The organism is Rhodococcus sp. Q (genome assembly GCF_005503035.1).
GTDB lineage: Bacteria > Actinomycetota > Actinomycetes > Mycobacteriales > Mycobacteriaceae > Rhodococcus_G.
In genome coordinates, this window is sequence record NZ_SCOY01000002.1 from 381,674 (window position 1) to 398,428 (window position 16,755).

Here is a 16,755-nt window from a genome sequence, read left to right on the forward strand (position 1 = left end):
TGCGGTGCCACTGCGGCAGCAGCCTGAGAGCTCACGGGGAGGCCGCCGCAGGCGGCGTGCGGCGGCCTCCCGGATACCGGGTGACGTCACGAACCGGCGGCGAACAGTTGGTGTCGGTGTCGCCGCCGGTGTCGGCGTGCAAACCTGGGTGAGGCCCCTGCTTCTTTCCAGGAGGTTCACCGATGTTCAGCACCGATTTGCAACCGATCCCCGGGGTATGGGGATGGCTCAGCGTCGTGTGGAACTGGTTTGCCAGTTGGCTCTGAGCTGACCCGAGGGAGCTGCCGGCCGCAGGGATCTGCGGCGGTGTTCGACACGGTCTCGCTGCAGGCTGGGCTGCAGCCTCCGGCGGCAGCCGGGGAGACAGGGTCGGCTTCTTCGGCGCACGTGGGCTTCGGTCGCAGTGCTCTTCTGCGACCGGCTCTGGGCGCGCAGCGTCCGGGGCCGCCAGGTCACCAACGATGATCGCTTCCCCTGGTGTCCACGTGCGCCGGAGGAGCTGGTCACCGCGGCGGGAAGTATCGCCGATGCGGAAAGAACGGCCGTTTCCAGTCACTATTCGATGGGCGTCAGGATTTCGCCGTTGTTCGCGCCGCGACACAGGCGATAGACGCCGTTTTTGTGGCCCGGAGATCATTTATCGACGTGTCTACATGAATTCGCGCCGTTGATATTCGGCCGGAAATTACTTCAGCGGTGAATCCGTCATTGTTTGAGACCCGAGAGAAACGCAGGAGTGTTTCGAGCGCTGGTCGCCGGCCGTCGACGGACCCAGAGAAAGCCCAGGTCGCGAGGGTGCGGCGCCTCGGCGCCGTGCCGCGGAGCGGCTCACGGCCGCAGTGAGGACACTGTGGCCGTTCTGAGGCCACCAACGGGACGGTTGTGCAGATGGTGCGTCCTTTGAGAGCCACATGCGTTGTCACCACTGCGCAGATGTACCGGCTACTAGGCATCCGTTCATGTGGCTGCACTGCGGCGCGTAATCCCCGCCGCTGCCACCTGTACCGCTGCACAGCAGGCATATAAGGGACGGTAGAGAAGATCAACAGGCGCAAAAGGGGCGGTTGGGCGGTGCTCATGGCCTCTGAGTGGTTCAAGTACAGATCATCAGCCAGGAGAGAGACAGTTGTACCGCCATAGAATTGCCAGCGTTGACGCCGTAGTGACGGTTCAGCAGTCACATAAGAGCCGCCACAACGGTGTCAGAACAGTTTTGCAGCCCAATGGCTGCCGCCCGCAGTGGCGGCACATGAGCCGGTTATACGGCGATAGAACAGCACTCCGGCGGTTGAACAGCGCTACGGCCATGAAGCAGCCCTGCGGCCAGTGAGCGGTTGTGCGGCAGCACTGCCGCAACCCGTAACGGTGTCGGCGAAAAGAAGGAACCCGCACTCTGCCGGCGAGGGCGGAGTGCGGGTTCTGGTGGCGGGTGACGCAGTCAGCTAGCTGACGGGGTCGTGATTGTGCAGGAGGGGACCGCACCTCCGTGTCGAGATGTGCTGCCGATCAGCCGAGGCTGTTGCGTACGACGCGGCCGATCAGCTCGTTCTCGTCCACCCCGGAGGTGGCAAGTTCGAGTGACCCGGTCGACGACAGCACCGCGATTCCGTGGATGCCGACCCACAGGGCGGCGGCCGCAGCTGCTGGGTCCGACGCGGTTGTCGACTGCTCGACGAGGTCCACAACCCAGCCGAACAGTGGCCGGGAGACCGTCCGCAGTTCCGCGCCCGATCCTTCGAGCAGGTCGTGTCGGAAGATCAGCGTGAACATCGCCGGCCGGCGGCGAGCGAAGTCGACGTAGGCCACGGCAACCTCCGTGATGCCGTGGTCAGGCCCGTCTGCCGCGGCGGACAGGACCGCGGTGAGGTCGCGCAGGCCCTGCTCAGCGATCGCCGCGAGGAGGCTGCGGTGCGTCGGGAACCATCGCCGCGGCGCCCCGTGGGAGACGCCAGCTCGCCGCGCGATCGCGCGAAGGCCGATGTCGGCCGAGCCGGTCTCCTCGAGCAGGTCGATACCGGCCCGCACCAGGGTCGCTCTCGTATCGTTCGCCGTCACGTAGACAGTGTCTCCCATCGTTGTGTAGACACTGTCTATGTCCATCGGAAATGTCTGCGCCTACCGCCTGTGTCGACACGTGGCGGTGGGTCCGGCGCTGTACCTGCGAGGGCGCCCGAAGATCGTCGGGCGTCGCAACATTCCACGGCGCGGCCCGGTCATCGTGGCCGCGAACCACCTCGCGGTCCTCGACTCGTTCTATCTGACCCTGGCGGCCAGACGGCAGGTCACCTTCCTGGCGAAGAGCGACTACTTCGACCGCGACGGGCTCGCCGGTCGGCTACAGCGCCGGTTCTTCACCGCCGTCGGCCAGATCCCGGTCGACCGCCGGGGCGGGAGCGCAGCATCACCGGCACTAGACGCCGGAACCCGGATCGTCGAGCACGGCGGAGCCTGGGGCATTCACCCGGAGTGGACACGGTCCCCGGACGGGCGTCTCTACCGAGGGCGAACAGGCGCAGTCCGTGTCGCGATGGAGACCGGTGTACCTCTCGTGCCGGTCGCGATCACCGGAACCAGGCCCGATCGCAGCGTGCCGTGGTGGCGTCGCCGGGTGGTGGTCGAGTTCCTCGAACCGCTGGATCTGGCCCCCTTCCGGAATGCCGGCGTCGACGACGTGCGCGCAGCCACGGACGCCCTGATGGCGGCGATCCGGTCCCGTACCGGTCAGGAGTATGTCGACACGTACGCCAAGGCGTGGGCGCCATCTACTTCCCGCCCGGAAGCGGCATGACCTGCATTGCGCCGGGCACAGGGTTGCCGCTGGTCGATCGGCGCAATGCCTGCAGTGACGGCCACGCGCCGCGACTGTACGAACGCCCAGACCTTGCGAAAGGAAGAACCCGCACCTGCCGAAGGGCAGGTGCGGGTTCAGTGGTGGGATAGCTCGCCGCTACGCCAGCGGCACGAAGCGCAGTGTCCAGGGTCCCCTGGTGTTCCCGATCTGGAGGGTCACTGGCCCGGTGGACCCGTAGGCAACGACACCTGACCCGTTACTGGCATTGATGAACGACGAACCCGTCGATCCGTCGCGATTGACTGGCTTCACGATCAGATGACCTGAGGCGCTCGTGTACTGGACGGTGTAGCCGCCCGGTTCGAGGTTGGCTGTCAGAACTGAATCTTCGGTACCACTGAGCTCCACCGGCACCGTGGGAACGGACACAGCAGTGCTGGTCGAAGTGGTTGGAACGGTCCACGCATTGACGGGCGCAGACTCGTCGGCCTTGGTTTGGGCCTGGCACGCCGTTCCCACCACACAAACTCCCACTGCCACCACGGCAGCGGTCACAACTTTTCTCACTTGATCCTCCTTGTTGCCGCAGAGGCTACAGCCACGCGAGAACGCCACTTCACCTGCACCTATGACATGAGGTCGCCGGCACGCGTTCCCTCCTGGGGGCGCAAGCCGGGCCGAGATCAGTTCGTTCACGGAAACGCAGAACCCGCACCCTGCCGGGGCGACAGAGTGCGGGTTCTGTGGTTGAGGCGACGGTACTTCGATCAGGAAACGGGGTACGAGGGACCGGTCGTCACCTCGCCGTTGTGGATCTGAAACCACAGATACGGGCCGGGGAGGTACGGGGCGTCGATCGCGCGGCCCACCGCTGTTCGCTCGAAAACGGTGACCTCAGCCTGGGCGACTTCGCCACCCAGGCTTCCGAGGAAGTCGAACGGGATGGACTCGGTCTCAACGGTCTTGGTGAGCTTGAGGGAAATTCTGCTCGCGCCCGAGTAATTGAGAGCTGCGGCCCAGATGTGGAACTCGGGGCAGCTCGGACATCCGCGAGCACCAACGCCGCTGGTATCAGCTTCGAACAGGATGTGAGTGCAGGCGAGTTCGCCGTTCTGGACGAAGGAGTTCACATCCAAGCGCCCCTCGTAGGGAGACTGCTGCAGGACACCGCCCGCGCTGTACTGCAGGCGGCTCAGATCGGTGCCGGCCGCCTGGTCGGTGCAGATCTCCAGGTTGAAGGAGGTGAGTTCGGTTTGGCCACCAGGGTCTTGGGCGCTGGCGTTCCCGGTGACGGTGGTGCCCGCGATAGCAACGATGGCGGCGGAAAGGGCCAGCTTGGCGATGCTGCGCAACGTGTGTTCTCTCTCTGAGTGGGTGAGACGAACGGATTGTAGGAACTTCTCGTCTCGAATTTGCTTGCCAGCTTTTTGCGGCGGGTTCTTGCGTATGGGAGGCATTCACGTGGTCGCCCGAACTGGTACCGAGAAGGAAGAACCCGCACCCTGCCGAGGAGGCTGGTGCGGGTTCTGATGTGTGCGATACAGCTTGGTTCGACCGGTCAGCCGAACTCGCTGGTGTCGCGGTGCGCGAACAGCTCGGCACGCGCGCGGGCTACCTCTTCCTCGGTGGTTGATTCACCACGCTCGACCCGACGCAGTGCGGCAACGTCGTCTGCGGTCAGCGGCATGCCCGCCATTTTGTGGCCGGCGGCAACGGCGGCGATGACCTCGTCTTCGCTGCGAGCACCAGCGGTGTGCGGTACGGGCATGATCGCGCCCTCCTCCATGTGGCGATGACGTACTCAGCTCGTCGGCGGCGAGACGATCCGCACCGTCCGAGGCGCGCTGGCGACGGTGAAGCCGCACCGCCGGGCGGAAGCGGTGAGCGGCTCCGGGTTCGGATCCTCCGGCCACGCAGCTTCGCCCGCGTCACTGAACAGGGCGACCGCGTTCGGCGTCGGCCCGGTGGTGAACCGGGTCTGGTACCGCAGCCCGGCGAAGCTGACCGCGTCGAACGCCGAGGCCCACTCCTGCGGCACCGCGTACGGCGTCATGGACGCCAGCTCCCGGGTGAGGCCGAAGTCCGCGGCCCGCTCCGCGCAGGTGTCGGCCACGCGGTGGTCGTGCGGCACGGCCTGGGTCGAGAGCTGCCGGGTAGCGGCGAAGGTGTCGGTGATGATCCCGGTGGTGGCCAGCGCTTCCCCGACGGTCTCCCGGATCGCGGTGACCTCATCGAACGCGAGGTAGCAGGTGCCTCGCGGCGGAGTCAGGTCGAACCGGCCGCCGCCCGAGGAGGAGAACCACCACGGGCCGTTGGCGGCGCTGTGCCCACGGATGAGCTTCTGCGACGTGGTGACCTCGCAGCCGGGGAAATCCTTCAGCGGCAGGGCCGGTGGACGCAGAGCAACAGAGTCTCTGCTCACGCGCGCCACCGCTCGGCATCGGCGCGGGCCAGCGCCAGTGCGGTGTCGACCGGGTGGCCGTCGGTGATCCACTCGACCGCGGTGCGGTCGCCGAGGCCGGGCTGCCGGCTGCGCAGCCAGACCGCGCAGGTCCACGGGTCGGCGGCCTCGCGCAGCGTCTGCCACAGGGTGATCAGGTGCGGGTGCACCGTCCTCTCGTCGGTGAACTGCCAGGTGGGGTAGACCCACTGGCCGTCGTCGGCGAGGCGGCAGGCGATCACCGTCCCTGCGGCCACGGCCTTGTTCACGGCCTGGCGGCTGATGCCCCACCACCGGGTCAGTCCGCTGGTGTCGTAGAACGGGCCCACCAGCAGGTCGTAGACGTGGGTGGTGGGCAGCGCGGCGGCCATCGAGGCGGCGATCGACTCGACGTCGTCGAAGACCTCGGCCGGGACGCCGGCCGCGCGTGCGTCACGAAACGTCGCGTGGACGCGGCGGGTGAGCAGGTCCATGAGCTTGCGCTCCTGTTCGACCAGGGTGGGGGTTTCCATGCGAAGTCCTCCTAGCAGGTCAACCACGTCAATCACATTCTCCCGTTGGGCGTCAACCATGTCAACCAGCCGGCACTCATCAACGACTACTGGGGTAACAACAACGCCCCCAAACCCGAAAGGGTGCAAGGTGCCAGTTCAAAGCTGTCGGGAACCGGCCCGTTGCTGCGGGCCGTTCCCCGGTCGGCTACACGACCAGCCCGATGCGGAGCGCGCGGTAAGCCCCTCAACGATCCCGTCTGTATAAGAGATCTATTTGAACCCACCCAATTTGACCCAGGTCACCCCGTCAATCATCACCTCCGACTTCTGGAACACCGGCTGACGGAAGGGCCTAACGCCGACACTGCGAGCTGCGGTGATCGCGCGGGGATCATCGAAGACCTCGAGACCGTGGGCCCGGATCCCGGCGAGGTCGATGTCGAACCCGTATTTCTTGCCTCCTTCGACGAGGTGCCAGATGTACCGGACGATGACCTGGTTGTCACCGACGAGGCGGATCTCCTCGAACGTGAACGAGCGGGTGTTGCCCCCACGCCCGAGCTCGTCCGCGATGGTCGCGGTCAGATGGGAGACGAACTCCTGCGCCCAGACCGCCGGCGGTGACGCCTGCGGGTGCGCGACGCGGTCCACGTTGATCAGGTCACCGTTCCGTCGGAGGTATCTGAGCAGATCTGGGTCCTCGGGAACCAGCTTCTCGGGGTACGCGCGGCGCCCGCCGCCGCTGACGAGTAGCCACGCGAAGTCGCTCGCCGCGAGCCGCGGCGTCCCGTTCCGGTCGACGAGCACGATGAAGAATCCTGGTTGATCCCGCAGCGTGCGCATGTCGGTGACGATCCGGTACGCGTAGTCCGCCAATCCCCCGAGAACCACGCGGACCCAGGCGATCTGCTCACGGTGAGGTAACTCGACCGGGGGCGGAGGGCCACCGTTGATCCACGGATCGTTGGGGCGTGCGTCGATCGCAATCTGGATCAACGTGGTTCCGGCGGTTCGGTCGAAGGTGCCCAGGTACGACGGATCGCTGTACCACGCCGAGATCGTGACGGTCACGTCATCGAGCTCGATGCTTGGAGCCCGAATTGTCTTGGCCCGATCCGGAGTCAATGAGGCGGTGCCGTCGATGACCGGTGCCAGATGTTGTTGAACTGCAGTCAGATCGATGCTGGTGTCCGCGCGAATCAGTTCGGCCAGTTCGGTGGGAGTTCGGTCCGCAGGCATCGCTCTCACGCTCCCGAGGTGCCGTCGGCGGCTGTCCCTTCGAGTTCCGCGATGCGGTTGCGCAGACGATCGAGTGTCATTCGTATGTCGACGATGAGTTCGGCGGTGCTCGTCCCGATCGGGCCGCAGGTGCCCATGAGCTCGTGAAGTTCGCCCCACAGTCTCCGATGCATGGCACTCTCGCCTGCCAGCGCGGCTTCGGCCATCAGCAACCGCACCTCGGCCGGGACCTGGTCTTTCACCTTCGGACCGTACGGCGGAGGGTCTTGGTCCTTCCACGGTGACCACTTCGACCGCAGATCCGTCTCCGTCATCTTCGAAAGTCGACGTAGCAGTTCCCGACAGGCGGTTGGCGATCGGAACACCGTTTCCATGCATCGGTGATAGTCCGGGGGCTGCAACTGCTTGTGTTCAGACATCTATCATCACTCCACTGACTCCGCCCGAGGACGAAGAGAACGACGTTACACCGAAGCGCCGGGATTGTCCGGTTGGCCGTCGTCCCCAGGTGCTGTGTGAGTCGGCTTCGGCATCGGGCACTTACCAGCTGCGGGTCTGTCCTGACCTGGGCCGATGGCGTAGCAGTTGTTATCGCCTCCAAAAGATGACCCATTTCATCTGCACGAAGCCGCGTCGCCCGATGTCGAATCGTTCCTCACTGCCGGCATCGGCGTCGGCCTGGGGGTCAGCGGCATCACCGCGATGGCGGCGTTCACCACATTGGACTCGAGCACACTGGCCACGATGATCGGCCTCGGAGTCGGCATCGACTACGCCCTGTCACCCTCGCGCGCTACCGCACCAAGCTCGAGCACACCCCGAGCGTGCCACGCCATCGGCCGAGCCTCGGAACCGCCGGATCCGCGGTCGTGTTCGCCGGAGTAGAGCGAAGGTTATGGCCGCGATCAAGAGCTGTGACGGCGGCCACGCTGCGGTCGCTGGTACTTGAGGTCGCCGCCATTGCGGCCAGCTGCCACATGGTCAGGCGGTTGATCAGTAGGGCTGTTCACGCTATTGTTTGTTTCAACGATGCCCGCCAAGGCTAGAGCGCAAGCTTCCTCACTTCGGCGGGCTCTTTACTATCATCACTCCGGTGAAGCCATTCCTCACCGTTGAGCAGCAGGTACAGAAGCTCCGGGACAATGGGCTCGCTCTCGTCGGCGCCGATTTGGCTCTGGCTCAGCAGCTCCTCTGCGATCACAACTACTACCGACTAAGCGGCTACTTCCGGTACTTCCAGACCAACCCCGCCGCCGGCAACAACCGGTTCGCTGCCAGCGCCACGTTCGCTGATATTCGGGCGGCTTACCTCTTTGACCAGCAGTTGGCCAGAAAACTCCACGAAGGACTGGCAGAGTTTGAGGTCGTTTTCCGCTCCCAGCTCGCGTACCTGATGGGCCAGTCGACCGGGCCCGGCGGCTACCTGGAAGATAAGGCGTACGAGTACCGGAACGGGGCACGCGACACGCTGTTCAAGTCCATCAGGGAAGACCTGGCTCGCTCCACCGAGCGGTTCGCCAATCACCATGTGACCCGTGGCGAATCCATGCCGATCTGGGCAGCTGTCGAGGCGATGTCTCTGGGGACCACCTCGAAGATGTACGGCCTCACAACTGATGTCGAGGGCGTATTGAAGCCTCTGGCAACTAGATTCGACCTTAAGCACAGTCACGCGGCCCGCACATTCCGCGCCATGACCGTGCTGCGAAACGTCTGCGCGCATCACGGCCGAATCTGGAACCGAAGCCACGGCGTCGAGCTCGAGGCGCCCCGCAAGGTACAGACCGATGGCGATAGATCCATCTACAAGAACACGCCGTGGTCCTGGATCATGACGCTTGCCCACCTGGTCGACACCGTCCGCAACAACCATGACTACTCTGACGCACTCTGGGACTTCATCGACGCCCAACCCGACTGGCTATGCGACGGACTGACGTATCCGTCGCCAAAGTAACCCCGTGACAGATAGTTTGGGTAGTTCCGTCAACTAGCGGTTGCCGCAACGTCCTCGCCGGATTCCACCACGATCACTTACTGGTTCCGTGGTCGGAACAGGAGCACTCCGTCAGCGTTCTGCGCTCCGCCGCCGCACCAGTACGGCATGTGGTGCCACGCCCTGGTGCGCACGGACATCAAGGAAGGGTGCGGCGGCGAGGTATTCGGCGTTGTTGCGGGCGGGGACTTCGAGCTAGGTGATTGCGTCCGGCTTCGTTCGCACGTCTGCGGACTGGTGTCGTCAGTGCCTGAGCACAACCGAAACGGCAGCAGATCTGGCAAGTATTCGGACGCTAGCGCGACTCCTTGGACGCATCCACACAGTTCAAAAGGGTTTTCGTGCGTACTCGCTCACCCAGGTGCGGCGTCGATCCTGTCGATCGTCACCGTATCTCGACACGCGTTCAGCACCCTGAATCCGGTCGCTTCCACTACTACCCCTTGTCACTCGTGATTTCTGCGCGATAACCGACGAGAATTTCAGTTCCCGCAGCATCTCGGACAAAAGGCCACCTCAACGCTTTTTCCGGTCGATGGTGGGTGGATTGACTGGCGGAAACCGGGTCAGTGCTCGATTTCCCGCCTAGAGCACCCCACGCCGACACCACTCGGTGGACTGCTATCACCCCGGTTCACAGGCATAGGGAGAGTGCCCTTTATACGCTGCACCGCGTGACGAACCTTCCCGATCCGGGCATCGCCGAGGCGCTGCTCCCCCTGGCTTTCTCCCTGCACGACGACCCCGGTGCCTACGCGCTCGTGGCCGGGGCCGGCATGTCCTACGGGGCAGTACCCGTCGCCTGGGAAGTGTTCACCGATCTGATCATCCGAGCCGCACAGGTCGAGGGCGTCGAACTAGAACGAGAGACCGCCGAATCCTGGTACCGGAAGCGGTTCTCCGCCAAACCAACCTACGAAGGGGTCCTGGAGAAACTCGGCCCCACCCAGGCCGCACGCCAGGCGATTCTTCGCGGGGCGTTCGAGCCCGGCGGCCAGCTTCCGGAACCGACGAACGCGCACAGGGCGGTGGCGCGATTGATGAAGGCCGGCGCAATCCGGATCGTCGTCACGATGAACTTCGATCGCCTCTTCGAGCAGGCACTGCGGGACGAAGGCGTCGAACCGGTGATCGTGGCCACCGAGGCTGCGGCCGCGGCGCTCGGCCCGCTGCACAGCGCGCGGGCCTGCATCATCCACCTGCACGGCGAGTATCAGGACCCCGAGTCCATGCGCAACACCATCGACGAGCTCTCCGCGTACCCCGCTCGAATGCAGGCACTCATCGAACAGATCTCCCGCGAGTACGGGCTGATCATCGCCGGCTGGTCCGCCGAGTACGACCCCGTGCTGCGCGGCACCATCGAAACCCACTACCCGCGCCGGTACCGCCCCGTGTGGATCGACCCCTCCGACCCGAAACCAATGGCCGCGAAAGCGCTCACGCTGCTGCGGGGAACGCCGATACGTACAAGCGCCGACGAAGCCTTCTCTCATCTCGCCGACGCGGTCGACGCCCTCACCACCCGCCGTGCCCGCAACCCGCTCACGCTCCCCGTCGCGATCGACACCGCCAAGCGTGAACTCGCCGGCACGCACACCGCCATCTCGCTGCACGACCGGCTCCACGCAGAGTTTCGGCGACTCCATGACCTCGACGATCTGTCCCGCACCGACGGCACCGGCACGGAGTACCTCAAGCTGGTCGATCGGCTGGAAGAGGCCAGCACAGTCGCAGCCGGCCTGGTTGCCGTACTCGCCTACTGGGGCACCCCGGACACCGATCGCTGGTGGATCCCCGAGATTGCCCGGTTCGCCCACGTCGCCTCGAGCGGTTCAGCGTTCCGGAAAGCGCGACGAGTGATCGGCACCCGGCTGCTGTACGCGGCAGGAATCAGCGCCGTGGCCGCAGGCCGCAACGACACGTTCGGCGCCCTCGCTCAGCTGGCCACACCCAGCATCACCACCACCGGGGACCACGACTCGGTTCTCGCGGTCTGCGCCGCCAACACCGCGTACGAACATGTTCCGCGGTCTGCGCGTGCGCAGTACGAGCAGCTTCTGCCGGTTCTCGATCAGTCGCTCACCCTGACCCACGACGCGCTCGACGACGCGTGGCAAAGATTCGAGATTCTTCGCCTGGCCACGCTGGTTCTCTCACAACCCAACTTCGAGACACAGCGCGACCGCTACATCGAGTACAAACACTCGTACGAGGGTCTGAACGAACAGAGCACCGCCCGCCCAGAAGCATGGCAGCACATGGACAAGGCCCTCGCCGACGTAGCACGGTGGCTCCAGGTGGACCAGCTGCACATCCTGATGCGCGACACCCGCGATCCCAGCTTCACAGGCTGGTCCAGCACCGCGATCGCACAGCTCACGCGCGAGCTCGACACCGACCCCGAGCACCCACTCGTGTCCATCGGTGCCAACCACGCCGAACGCGACCTACGCACCGCTCTCGACGCCGTCAACACCAGACTCCGCATGCAAACCCACGCTCACACGAAACCCCCCACACCCGGAACGATACGAGTGCCCGACGACGTCTGGCTCGACCTCCCGATCACCGAGCAATGACACCGGTGCGATCCAGCGGTCCGAATTCCTGTTAGCTCTACAGCATGGACACACACCGACAGCAATCAGAGGCAGCCGAGGTCCGGGCCGCTATCGGCCACCAGATGCGCTCACGTCGCGCACAGCGAGAGATGACACAGGCCGACCTCGCCGAGCACACCGGTCTCAGCGCCACGGAACTGGACCGTCTCGAGCGCGGTGAACGCGACATGGACATCCCGGAGGCAGTCGTCATCGCAGCAGCATTCGAGACCACGGCCGGTGAGTTCTTGCAGTCAGTTCAGGATTCGCTCGACGGCAAGCCGCTCTGAGTCAGAGCCCGCACACGCCCTCGAACCGAGAGATTTTGCAGCGCCAGCATCGCCGCGCGTCACAGGCTCTGCCAGCCTTCACCGGGCCGTACCGTGTCGGTGCCTCGCACCAGGATTGCCTGCATGGACCCTCGCGACGCGTCGTTGACCGTCCCCGGCGACTGCGTCCGCTGGTGCGCCTCGCAGCCACCGGAACTCGCGGTCCTCGACGACATGGTCGCGATCGACCTCGACTGGTGGAACACCCGCCTGGACTGCCACAAGATCCCCGTCCGGCTCGCCGGCCGCGATCCCGACGGCCAGCAGGTCGACACCGGCATCGCCTTCCTGCGGCGCGGTGACCTCCAACGCTCCACCTGCACGCTCGAATTCGGCAACGGCTGGTGGGATCTGACCGCGCTCTACCTGTGCGCGGCCTGGCTCTACGCCCACCCGCACCGCGGGCGGTCCCGCCGGTTCGTCGACGTCCGCAACTGGACCACACCGCAGCAGCCGTTCTCGGTGATCTCCGCGGCGTTCGCCGCGTGCGAGCGATCCCCCGCACTGATCGACGCCGGCCCCATCCGGGAATGGTCCGGGTGGCCGAAAGCACCTGGTGTCGGGCCGTCGCTGCTATCGCTGTACTGCTGGGCCGTCCACGCCGACGACGCCGACCGGCCACAGCTCCTCGACCAGCAGGCCGTGTCGAGCCTGATCCGCCACGGCTGGCTCGAGAACCCCTCGGTGCCCGGGTTCTCCGTCGCCCGCTACACCCGCTACACCGATCTGCTCCACCACTGGGCGAGGCAGGCGGGCACCACCGCCGAACTCGTCGAGATGTGGCTCACCCACACCTGGCGCGAGCGGGTCGCGGCCGCCGACAGGCTCCGCGACAACCACACCGCCTGACCAGCGACGCTCCTTCAGACGGCCGGGTCACCGTGGCAGCGGCCACTGCTCGCGGAGCTCGTCGAGAACCTGCAGGCGTTCGGTCTCGGTGAGCAGCACCCCGAGCGGAGACAGGTTGCGCATCTCGTTGCCGGTCTCGCCTTCGAGCGCTGCAACGGCGCGGGCGGCGTCGATGTCGTTGCCGGCGACGATCTCCTCCCACCGGTCGAGCAGGTCGGTGAAGTACGGGGCGCGGGAGACATGGGCGCGGGTCACCCGCAGGCGCTCGCGGACCTGGTCGGTGTCGATCCGCAGACCCTCACGGTCGATCTTCGCCAGCACCGCGGCCTGCATCAGCTTCTGCCGAACCACCTTGGGCGTCACGATCACCGGGAACCTCCCCTCCCGCAGTTGTCCCACCCGGCCTGGGCCCCGGATCTGGAAAGAGTAGGGGCGCTGCTCAGTGTGCCAGCGATCAGAGCGACGGTGTCGGGTGGTGGTGAGATCCTCGATCCATGACGCAGATCAGGGTGACCGTCATCGGTGGCAGGTCCGTGGACCGTGGTGGCAGGGCCGCCGCCGCATCCCCGGGCTCGAACTCGACGTCGACGGCTGCGGCGTCACCCAGACCGACGGCACCCGCGATCTCGACGCCGCCCGTACTGCGGTCCTCGAACACCTCGCCGTCATCGGCACTCCGGCACCGGCCGACGCCGTGATCGAGTGGGTCGAGACCGGCACCTGACACCTCCCACCCCGAACCGGGCGGGCGCCGCCGCAACGCGACATTACGGTTCCGGTCGTGGGTCGGCTTCGGTGTACGGCGGGCGTGACATCCGGTCGGCTCGCAGCTGCTGCGCTCGTTTCATCTGCGCGACCTGTTCCGCGGTCATGACCCTGGCCGAGCCGGTGAACGGTTCATCGGCGTTGACTGCCTCCTTCATCTGAGACGTCATCACGGCCAGCGCCCGCCGGCGATCAGCATCGTTCAGCGCCCGGAGCTCCCGTCGAGTCATCCACAGCCACAGCTCGCCATCCTCGGTGTCGTTGTCGGTCATGGAACCAGCAGACCACGCGCGCCCGACAAGCTCTGGCGCCAGCGCATATCCACATACAGCCCGCGAAGCACCAGACGGTCGGCAACCGTCCGACGGGGTGTGGGGCGGGGTCACCCCGCGTGCCGCTGACGGTGATGGTGCGCGAGTCGGCTGCAGTCCAGCGATCCCCGTGAGCGAGCCCGTCACCTCAGGCGATCACCGCGTGAACGTGATGCTGTAGCCGGACATTCCATCGATGCTCACCCGGAGCTCGACACCCTCGAGCGTTGTCATGGACACGCCTTCCTTGGCGCTCAACGACTCACCCACAGGCAGGTCGTCGAATCCCCCAAGCGAGTCGACGTCGCCGTCGCTCACCCACCGGATTCCGCTGTAGCGGCCGCCCTGTTCGGCGTTCTTCGCCTCGGTGAAGATCGAACCGTGCTCCAGGGCCAGCTCCGGCGATGTGTTCTTGACCGTGATCGGGAAGTAGACGTTCACGGGATGCAGAGACAGGTCATACAGCGTCTGCGCGTCCTCGCTCGGTGTGAACTCGATCGGTGCGCCCACGGTGATCTCCAGCTTCCGCTCGCCCCGTTGGCGCGGCAATGTGTCGCTGTAGATCGCGGTCTGACCGAACTTGCATGACGCGCCGAACAGATCCTGTTCCGCTACGCAGATCATCGGGTCGGTCGCCGAAGACGGTTCGGCGTCCTGTTCCGGAGCAGGCTGCTCGGCACTCGCGACCGCCGCGGCGTCGGTCGTGGACGCGTCGCTGTCGTCTTCCACCAACGCCCCGACAGCCAGGAGTCCCACCAGGAGGACACCGACGCCGCCGACCGCGGCCCACATCTGCCAGGGAGTCTTCGGCTTTGGTCGACGGAAAGTCATGGTGGTTCTCAGGCCGCCCTTGTCCTGGGTGACCAGTTCCCAGCCTTCCTGCTGCTTGCGTGCGATCGTCTTCGACTCCGTGCCCCGGATCGCCTTGACCTCGGTGACCTCGTACCGTTTTCCCTCGCCGGTCATGCCTCGTCCCGTCCGTCGATAGCGGTGTTGTGGGTGAACCCGTACCCGAGGACGGGAAATCCAGGTGCACTGCAGTCTGCACTATCCGGTTGGCATCCCTAGGCACCATCCAAGGAGTGTCCGTTTCCCGGACACGAATCCGGGTACCGAATCCGGCGCGGGTGTCGATCCCGTATGGACCGGATCGGGACCACAGAGCGACGACTCACGACTCGGCCAGGTCGTCGCATTGCCTACTTCGTGATTCACCACTGACTGAGTTGGCGCAAGCAGCAAGGAAGGACCACGGCTAGAAGGTCGATTTCGCTTCCCGGGTGACCGAGAATCCGTGACCTGTGCCGTCCTCGCGACAGCTCACTCCCTGAGTCGTGCCGACAGCACAGGTGAAGCCGAACGCCTCGACCTGCGTCCCGGATTGAATCTCGTACTGGCGCATCTCATCGCGGCTGAGGAGCTTGTTCAGGCCCGCGGTGATCGGCGCCATGTCGATGGTGCCGCCTCTGGAAACCGAGATGTTGTTCGCCGGGGCGAGTGACACAACGGAGTTCGGGATTGCGACGGTCAGTCCGTCGACGATCGACTCTCCCCTCGTAGGACAATGAGTCGGACACGGAACCTCTTTCGGGCCAGGGCCAGCTGCGGACTCAGCGGAGTCCAATTGGCCCGCGCACTGCCAACGGGAGGTGGTTCTCGAACGTGCCCTGCACGGTCCTGACTTTCGAACACACAGGGCGATGTGGGGTTGAGCAGGGTGTACCACCTGGGTGGCTCGTGGCCAGGCGTTGGCTGCTCGACAGGGACTTCGGTGGTGTTCTCCACGAGCGGAATCGTGGCGTCTACTTGAGCTCGAAGGTCATCGAGCCGATCTCGTCCTGACCGAAGTTGGTGGCGGCGACCAACTCCACGGGGGTTGTCGTGTCGGACAGCTCGTACGCGATCGCGTGAGAGACAGTGCCGCCCTTCTTGATGTTGTTCATCTGCGAGTCGAGGAACGCAGGGTCCGGCAGCATCCCGACATTGAGCTTGTTCTCGGCGTTGGGGTCATTGTCTTGATACGCCTGGAACAGGAGAATCCACGCCGTCCCCGGATTCGTCTCCTTGCCGGAGACGTTCGTCGTGTCGTACCAGAATGCGATGACGGGCTTCTTGCCGTACTCGTTGCCCTCCTCACCTACCTGGATCGTCTTCACCTCGGTGATCGTGATGCGGACGTCCTTCGTCGTGAGGACGTTGTTCTCGAACGACGCCTCGGCAGGCGCTGCGGCCGGCGCGTCGACGGCGACTGTCGAACCTGACGTCGGTTCAGCCGATCCTGACGTGCTGCAGCCGACGAGAGCGATTGCAGCGATACCGATGGTCGCGACGGTGAGAGAGAGCGTGCTGATGCGGTGCATGTGGTGTCCCCTGGTGAATGTCGAGCAAACGAACAGAACCGTAATCCGGCGGGCGCGTGCAGGTTTGAACGGGTACCGACTCGCGAAGCTTCCGTCGAGGCCGCTCAGAGGTCAGGTGGGCCGAACTCCGCAGCGACCTCCGGGGCATCGATCTCAAGCAGCCCCCACGCGACGCGCACCAGCGCGCGCACGTTCGCCGGGTACGGCTCCCCTGCCGCCTCGCACTCCCTCGCCGCGGCCAGGGCGGACTCGAGGTCTGCGGCATCGTCGTCCGACACGAACGTCTGTGCCTGGAGCAGGTAGCTCGATGCGCGGGTCGTCATGCCCACACGCTAATGCCCGACGACCCGGACAGCTGCCTGTCCGCCGCAGGGATGAGCGAGCGCCGGGTCACTCGCAGGCCACGCCGTCGCCGTCTCGATCCAGCTTCGAGCTGTATCCGGGTTGGCCAGCGTAGATCGGTGCCGCGCCGGCCGCCCGCACAGCTGAGCAGTTCGCATACGACACGCTCGCTGGTGCTGGTGCTGGTGCTGGTGCGGGTGCCGGAGCGGGAGCGGGAGCGGGAGCCGGGGCGGGAG

The 16,755-nt window shown here is 65.5% G+C and carries 21 protein-coding genes; 6 read left to right on the plus strand and 15 right to left on the minus strand.

Features of this window, described 5'->3' with window-relative positions; translation table 11 throughout:
• Positions 1-1,506 precede the first annotated feature (1,506 nt).
• A complete protein-coding gene (locus tag FFS72_RS04025) occupies positions 1,507-2,055 on the minus strand; it encodes a TetR/AcrR family transcriptional regulator (RefSeq protein ID WP_349303981.1) in 549 nt (182 codons plus the stop codon).
• A gap of 37 nt (positions 2,056-2,092) precedes the next feature.
• Between FFS72_RS04025 and FFS72_RS04030 the strand changes: the two genes are divergently transcribed.
• Positions 2,093-2,788 (plus strand): lysophospholipid acyltransferase family protein, encoded by a 696-nt coding sequence (locus FFS72_RS04030; RefSeq protein ID WP_137872711.1) that lies wholly within the window; start codon positions 2,093-2,095, stop codon positions 2,786-2,788.
• Positions 2,789-2,947: 159 nt separating this feature from the next.
• Here FFS72_RS04030 and FFS72_RS04035 read toward each other — a convergent pair whose 3' ends face one another.
• The 7 genes from FFS72_RS04035 to FFS72_RS04065 form a co-directional block, all read right to left on the minus strand.
• Positions 2,948-3,358: a hypothetical protein gene (locus FFS72_RS04035; protein WP_137872712.1), complete on the minus strand. Its 411-nt coding sequence runs from the start codon at positions 3,356-3,358 to the stop codon at positions 2,948-2,950.
• Between the two features lie 200 nt (positions 3,359-3,558).
• Entirely contained in the window at positions 3,559-4,143 is a 585-nt protein-coding gene (locus tag FFS72_RS04040) for a hypothetical protein (protein ID WP_137872713.1), read from the minus strand.
• 206 nt (positions 4,144-4,349) lie between these two features.
• Entirely contained in the window at positions 4,350-4,559 is a 210-nt protein-coding gene (locus FFS72_RS04045; protein ID WP_137872714.1) for an antitoxin VbhA family protein, read from the minus strand.
• Positions 4,560-4,592: 33 nt separating this feature from the next.
• Positions 4,593-5,213: an RES family NAD+ phosphorylase gene (locus FFS72_RS04050; protein ID WP_137872715.1), complete on the minus strand. Its 621-nt coding sequence runs from the start codon at positions 5,211-5,213 to the stop codon at positions 4,593-4,595.
• Positions 5,210-5,743, minus strand: a complete 534-nt coding sequence (locus tag FFS72_RS04055; RefSeq protein WP_137872716.1) for a hypothetical protein — start codon at positions 5,741-5,743, stop codon at positions 5,210-5,212. The genes FFS72_RS04050 and FFS72_RS04055 overlap by 4 nt, the downstream gene beginning before the upstream one ends.
• Before the next feature lie 252 nt (positions 5,744-5,995).
• The gene (locus tag FFS72_RS04060; RefSeq protein ID WP_249353105.1) at positions 5,996-6,964 is read right to left on the minus strand and encodes a hypothetical protein; all 969 of its coding nucleotides are present in this window, start codon (positions 6,962-6,964) and stop codon (positions 5,996-5,998) included.
• A 5-nt stretch (positions 6,965-6,969) separates the two neighbouring features.
• Entirely contained in the window at positions 6,970-7,206 is a 237-nt protein-coding gene (locus tag FFS72_RS04065; protein ID WP_137872718.1) for a hypothetical protein, read from the minus strand.
• 851 nt (positions 7,207-8,057) lie between these two features.
• Between FFS72_RS04065 and FFS72_RS04075 the strand changes: the two genes are divergently transcribed.
• The 4 genes from FFS72_RS04075 (at position 8,058) to FFS72_RS04090 (ending at position 12,741) form a co-directional block, all read left to right on the plus strand.
• A complete protein-coding gene (locus tag FFS72_RS04075; protein WP_171018549.1) occupies positions 8,058-8,921 on the plus strand; it encodes an Abi family protein in 864 nt (287 codons plus the stop codon).
• 713 nt (positions 8,922-9,634) lie between these two features.
• Positions 9,635-11,542 (plus strand): SIR2 family protein, encoded by a 1,908-nt coding sequence (locus FFS72_RS04080; protein WP_137872720.1) that lies wholly within the window; start codon positions 9,635-9,637, stop codon positions 11,540-11,542.
• Between the two features lie 104 nt (positions 11,543-11,646).
• Entirely contained in the window at positions 11,647-11,853 is a 207-nt protein-coding gene (locus FFS72_RS04085) for a helix-turn-helix domain-containing protein (RefSeq protein ID WP_349303982.1), read from the plus strand.
• A 123-nt stretch (positions 11,854-11,976) separates the two neighbouring features.
• Positions 11,977-12,741: an 8-oxoguanine DNA glycosylase OGG fold protein gene (locus FFS72_RS04090; RefSeq protein WP_137872722.1), complete on the plus strand. Its 765-nt coding sequence runs from the start codon at positions 11,977-11,979 to the stop codon at positions 12,739-12,741.
• Positions 12,742-12,768: 27 nt separating this feature from the next.
• On the opposite strand, the gene FFS72_RS04095 is transcribed toward FFS72_RS04090, so the two are convergent.
• Positions 12,769-13,110, minus strand: coding sequence for a hypothetical protein (locus FFS72_RS04095; protein WP_249353106.1), 342 nt, complete (start codon positions 13,108-13,110; stop codon positions 12,769-12,771).
• Positions 13,111-13,216: 106 nt separating this feature from the next.
• Between FFS72_RS04095 and FFS72_RS04100 the strand changes: the two genes are divergently transcribed.
• Positions 13,217-13,465, plus strand: a complete 249-nt coding sequence (locus tag FFS72_RS04100; protein WP_137872723.1) for a hypothetical protein — start codon at positions 13,217-13,219, stop codon at positions 13,463-13,465.
• Positions 13,466-13,508: 43 nt separating this feature from the next.
• Here the strand turns inward: FFS72_RS04100 and FFS72_RS04105 are convergent, their stop codons facing one another.
• The 6 genes from FFS72_RS04105 to FFS72_RS27040 form a co-directional block, all read right to left on the minus strand.
• Positions 13,509-13,778, minus strand: coding sequence for a hypothetical protein (locus FFS72_RS04105; RefSeq protein WP_137872724.1), 270 nt, complete (start codon positions 13,776-13,778; stop codon positions 13,509-13,511).
• 195 nt (positions 13,779-13,973) lie between these two features.
• The gene (locus FFS72_RS04110; protein WP_137872725.1) at positions 13,974-14,783 is read right to left on the minus strand and encodes a hypothetical protein; all 810 of its coding nucleotides are present in this window, start codon (positions 14,781-14,783) and stop codon (positions 13,974-13,976) included.
• A 289-nt stretch (positions 14,784-15,072) separates the two neighbouring features.
• Complete coding sequence (locus tag FFS72_RS04115) at positions 15,073-15,267, minus strand: hypothetical protein (RefSeq protein ID WP_137872726.1); 195 nt, start codon at positions 15,265-15,267, stop codon at positions 15,073-15,075.
• 352 nt (positions 15,268-15,619) lie between these two features.
• Positions 15,620-16,177, minus strand: coding sequence for a DUF5067 domain-containing protein (locus FFS72_RS04120; RefSeq protein ID WP_137872727.1), 558 nt, complete (start codon positions 16,175-16,177; stop codon positions 15,620-15,622).
• A gap of 104 nt (positions 16,178-16,281) precedes the next feature.
• Positions 16,282-16,500 (minus strand): hypothetical protein, encoded by a 219-nt coding sequence (locus FFS72_RS04125; RefSeq protein ID WP_137872728.1) that lies wholly within the window; start codon positions 16,498-16,500, stop codon positions 16,282-16,284.
• 67 nt (positions 16,501-16,567) lie between these two features.
• Positions 16,568-16,684 carry an excalibur calcium-binding domain-containing protein gene (locus FFS72_RS27040; RefSeq protein ID WP_349303983.1) on the minus strand — a complete coding sequence of 39 codons (117 nt, stop codon included), beginning with the start codon at positions 16,682-16,684 and terminating at the stop codon, positions 16,568-16,570.
• Positions 16,685-16,755: the final 71 nt, after the last annotated feature.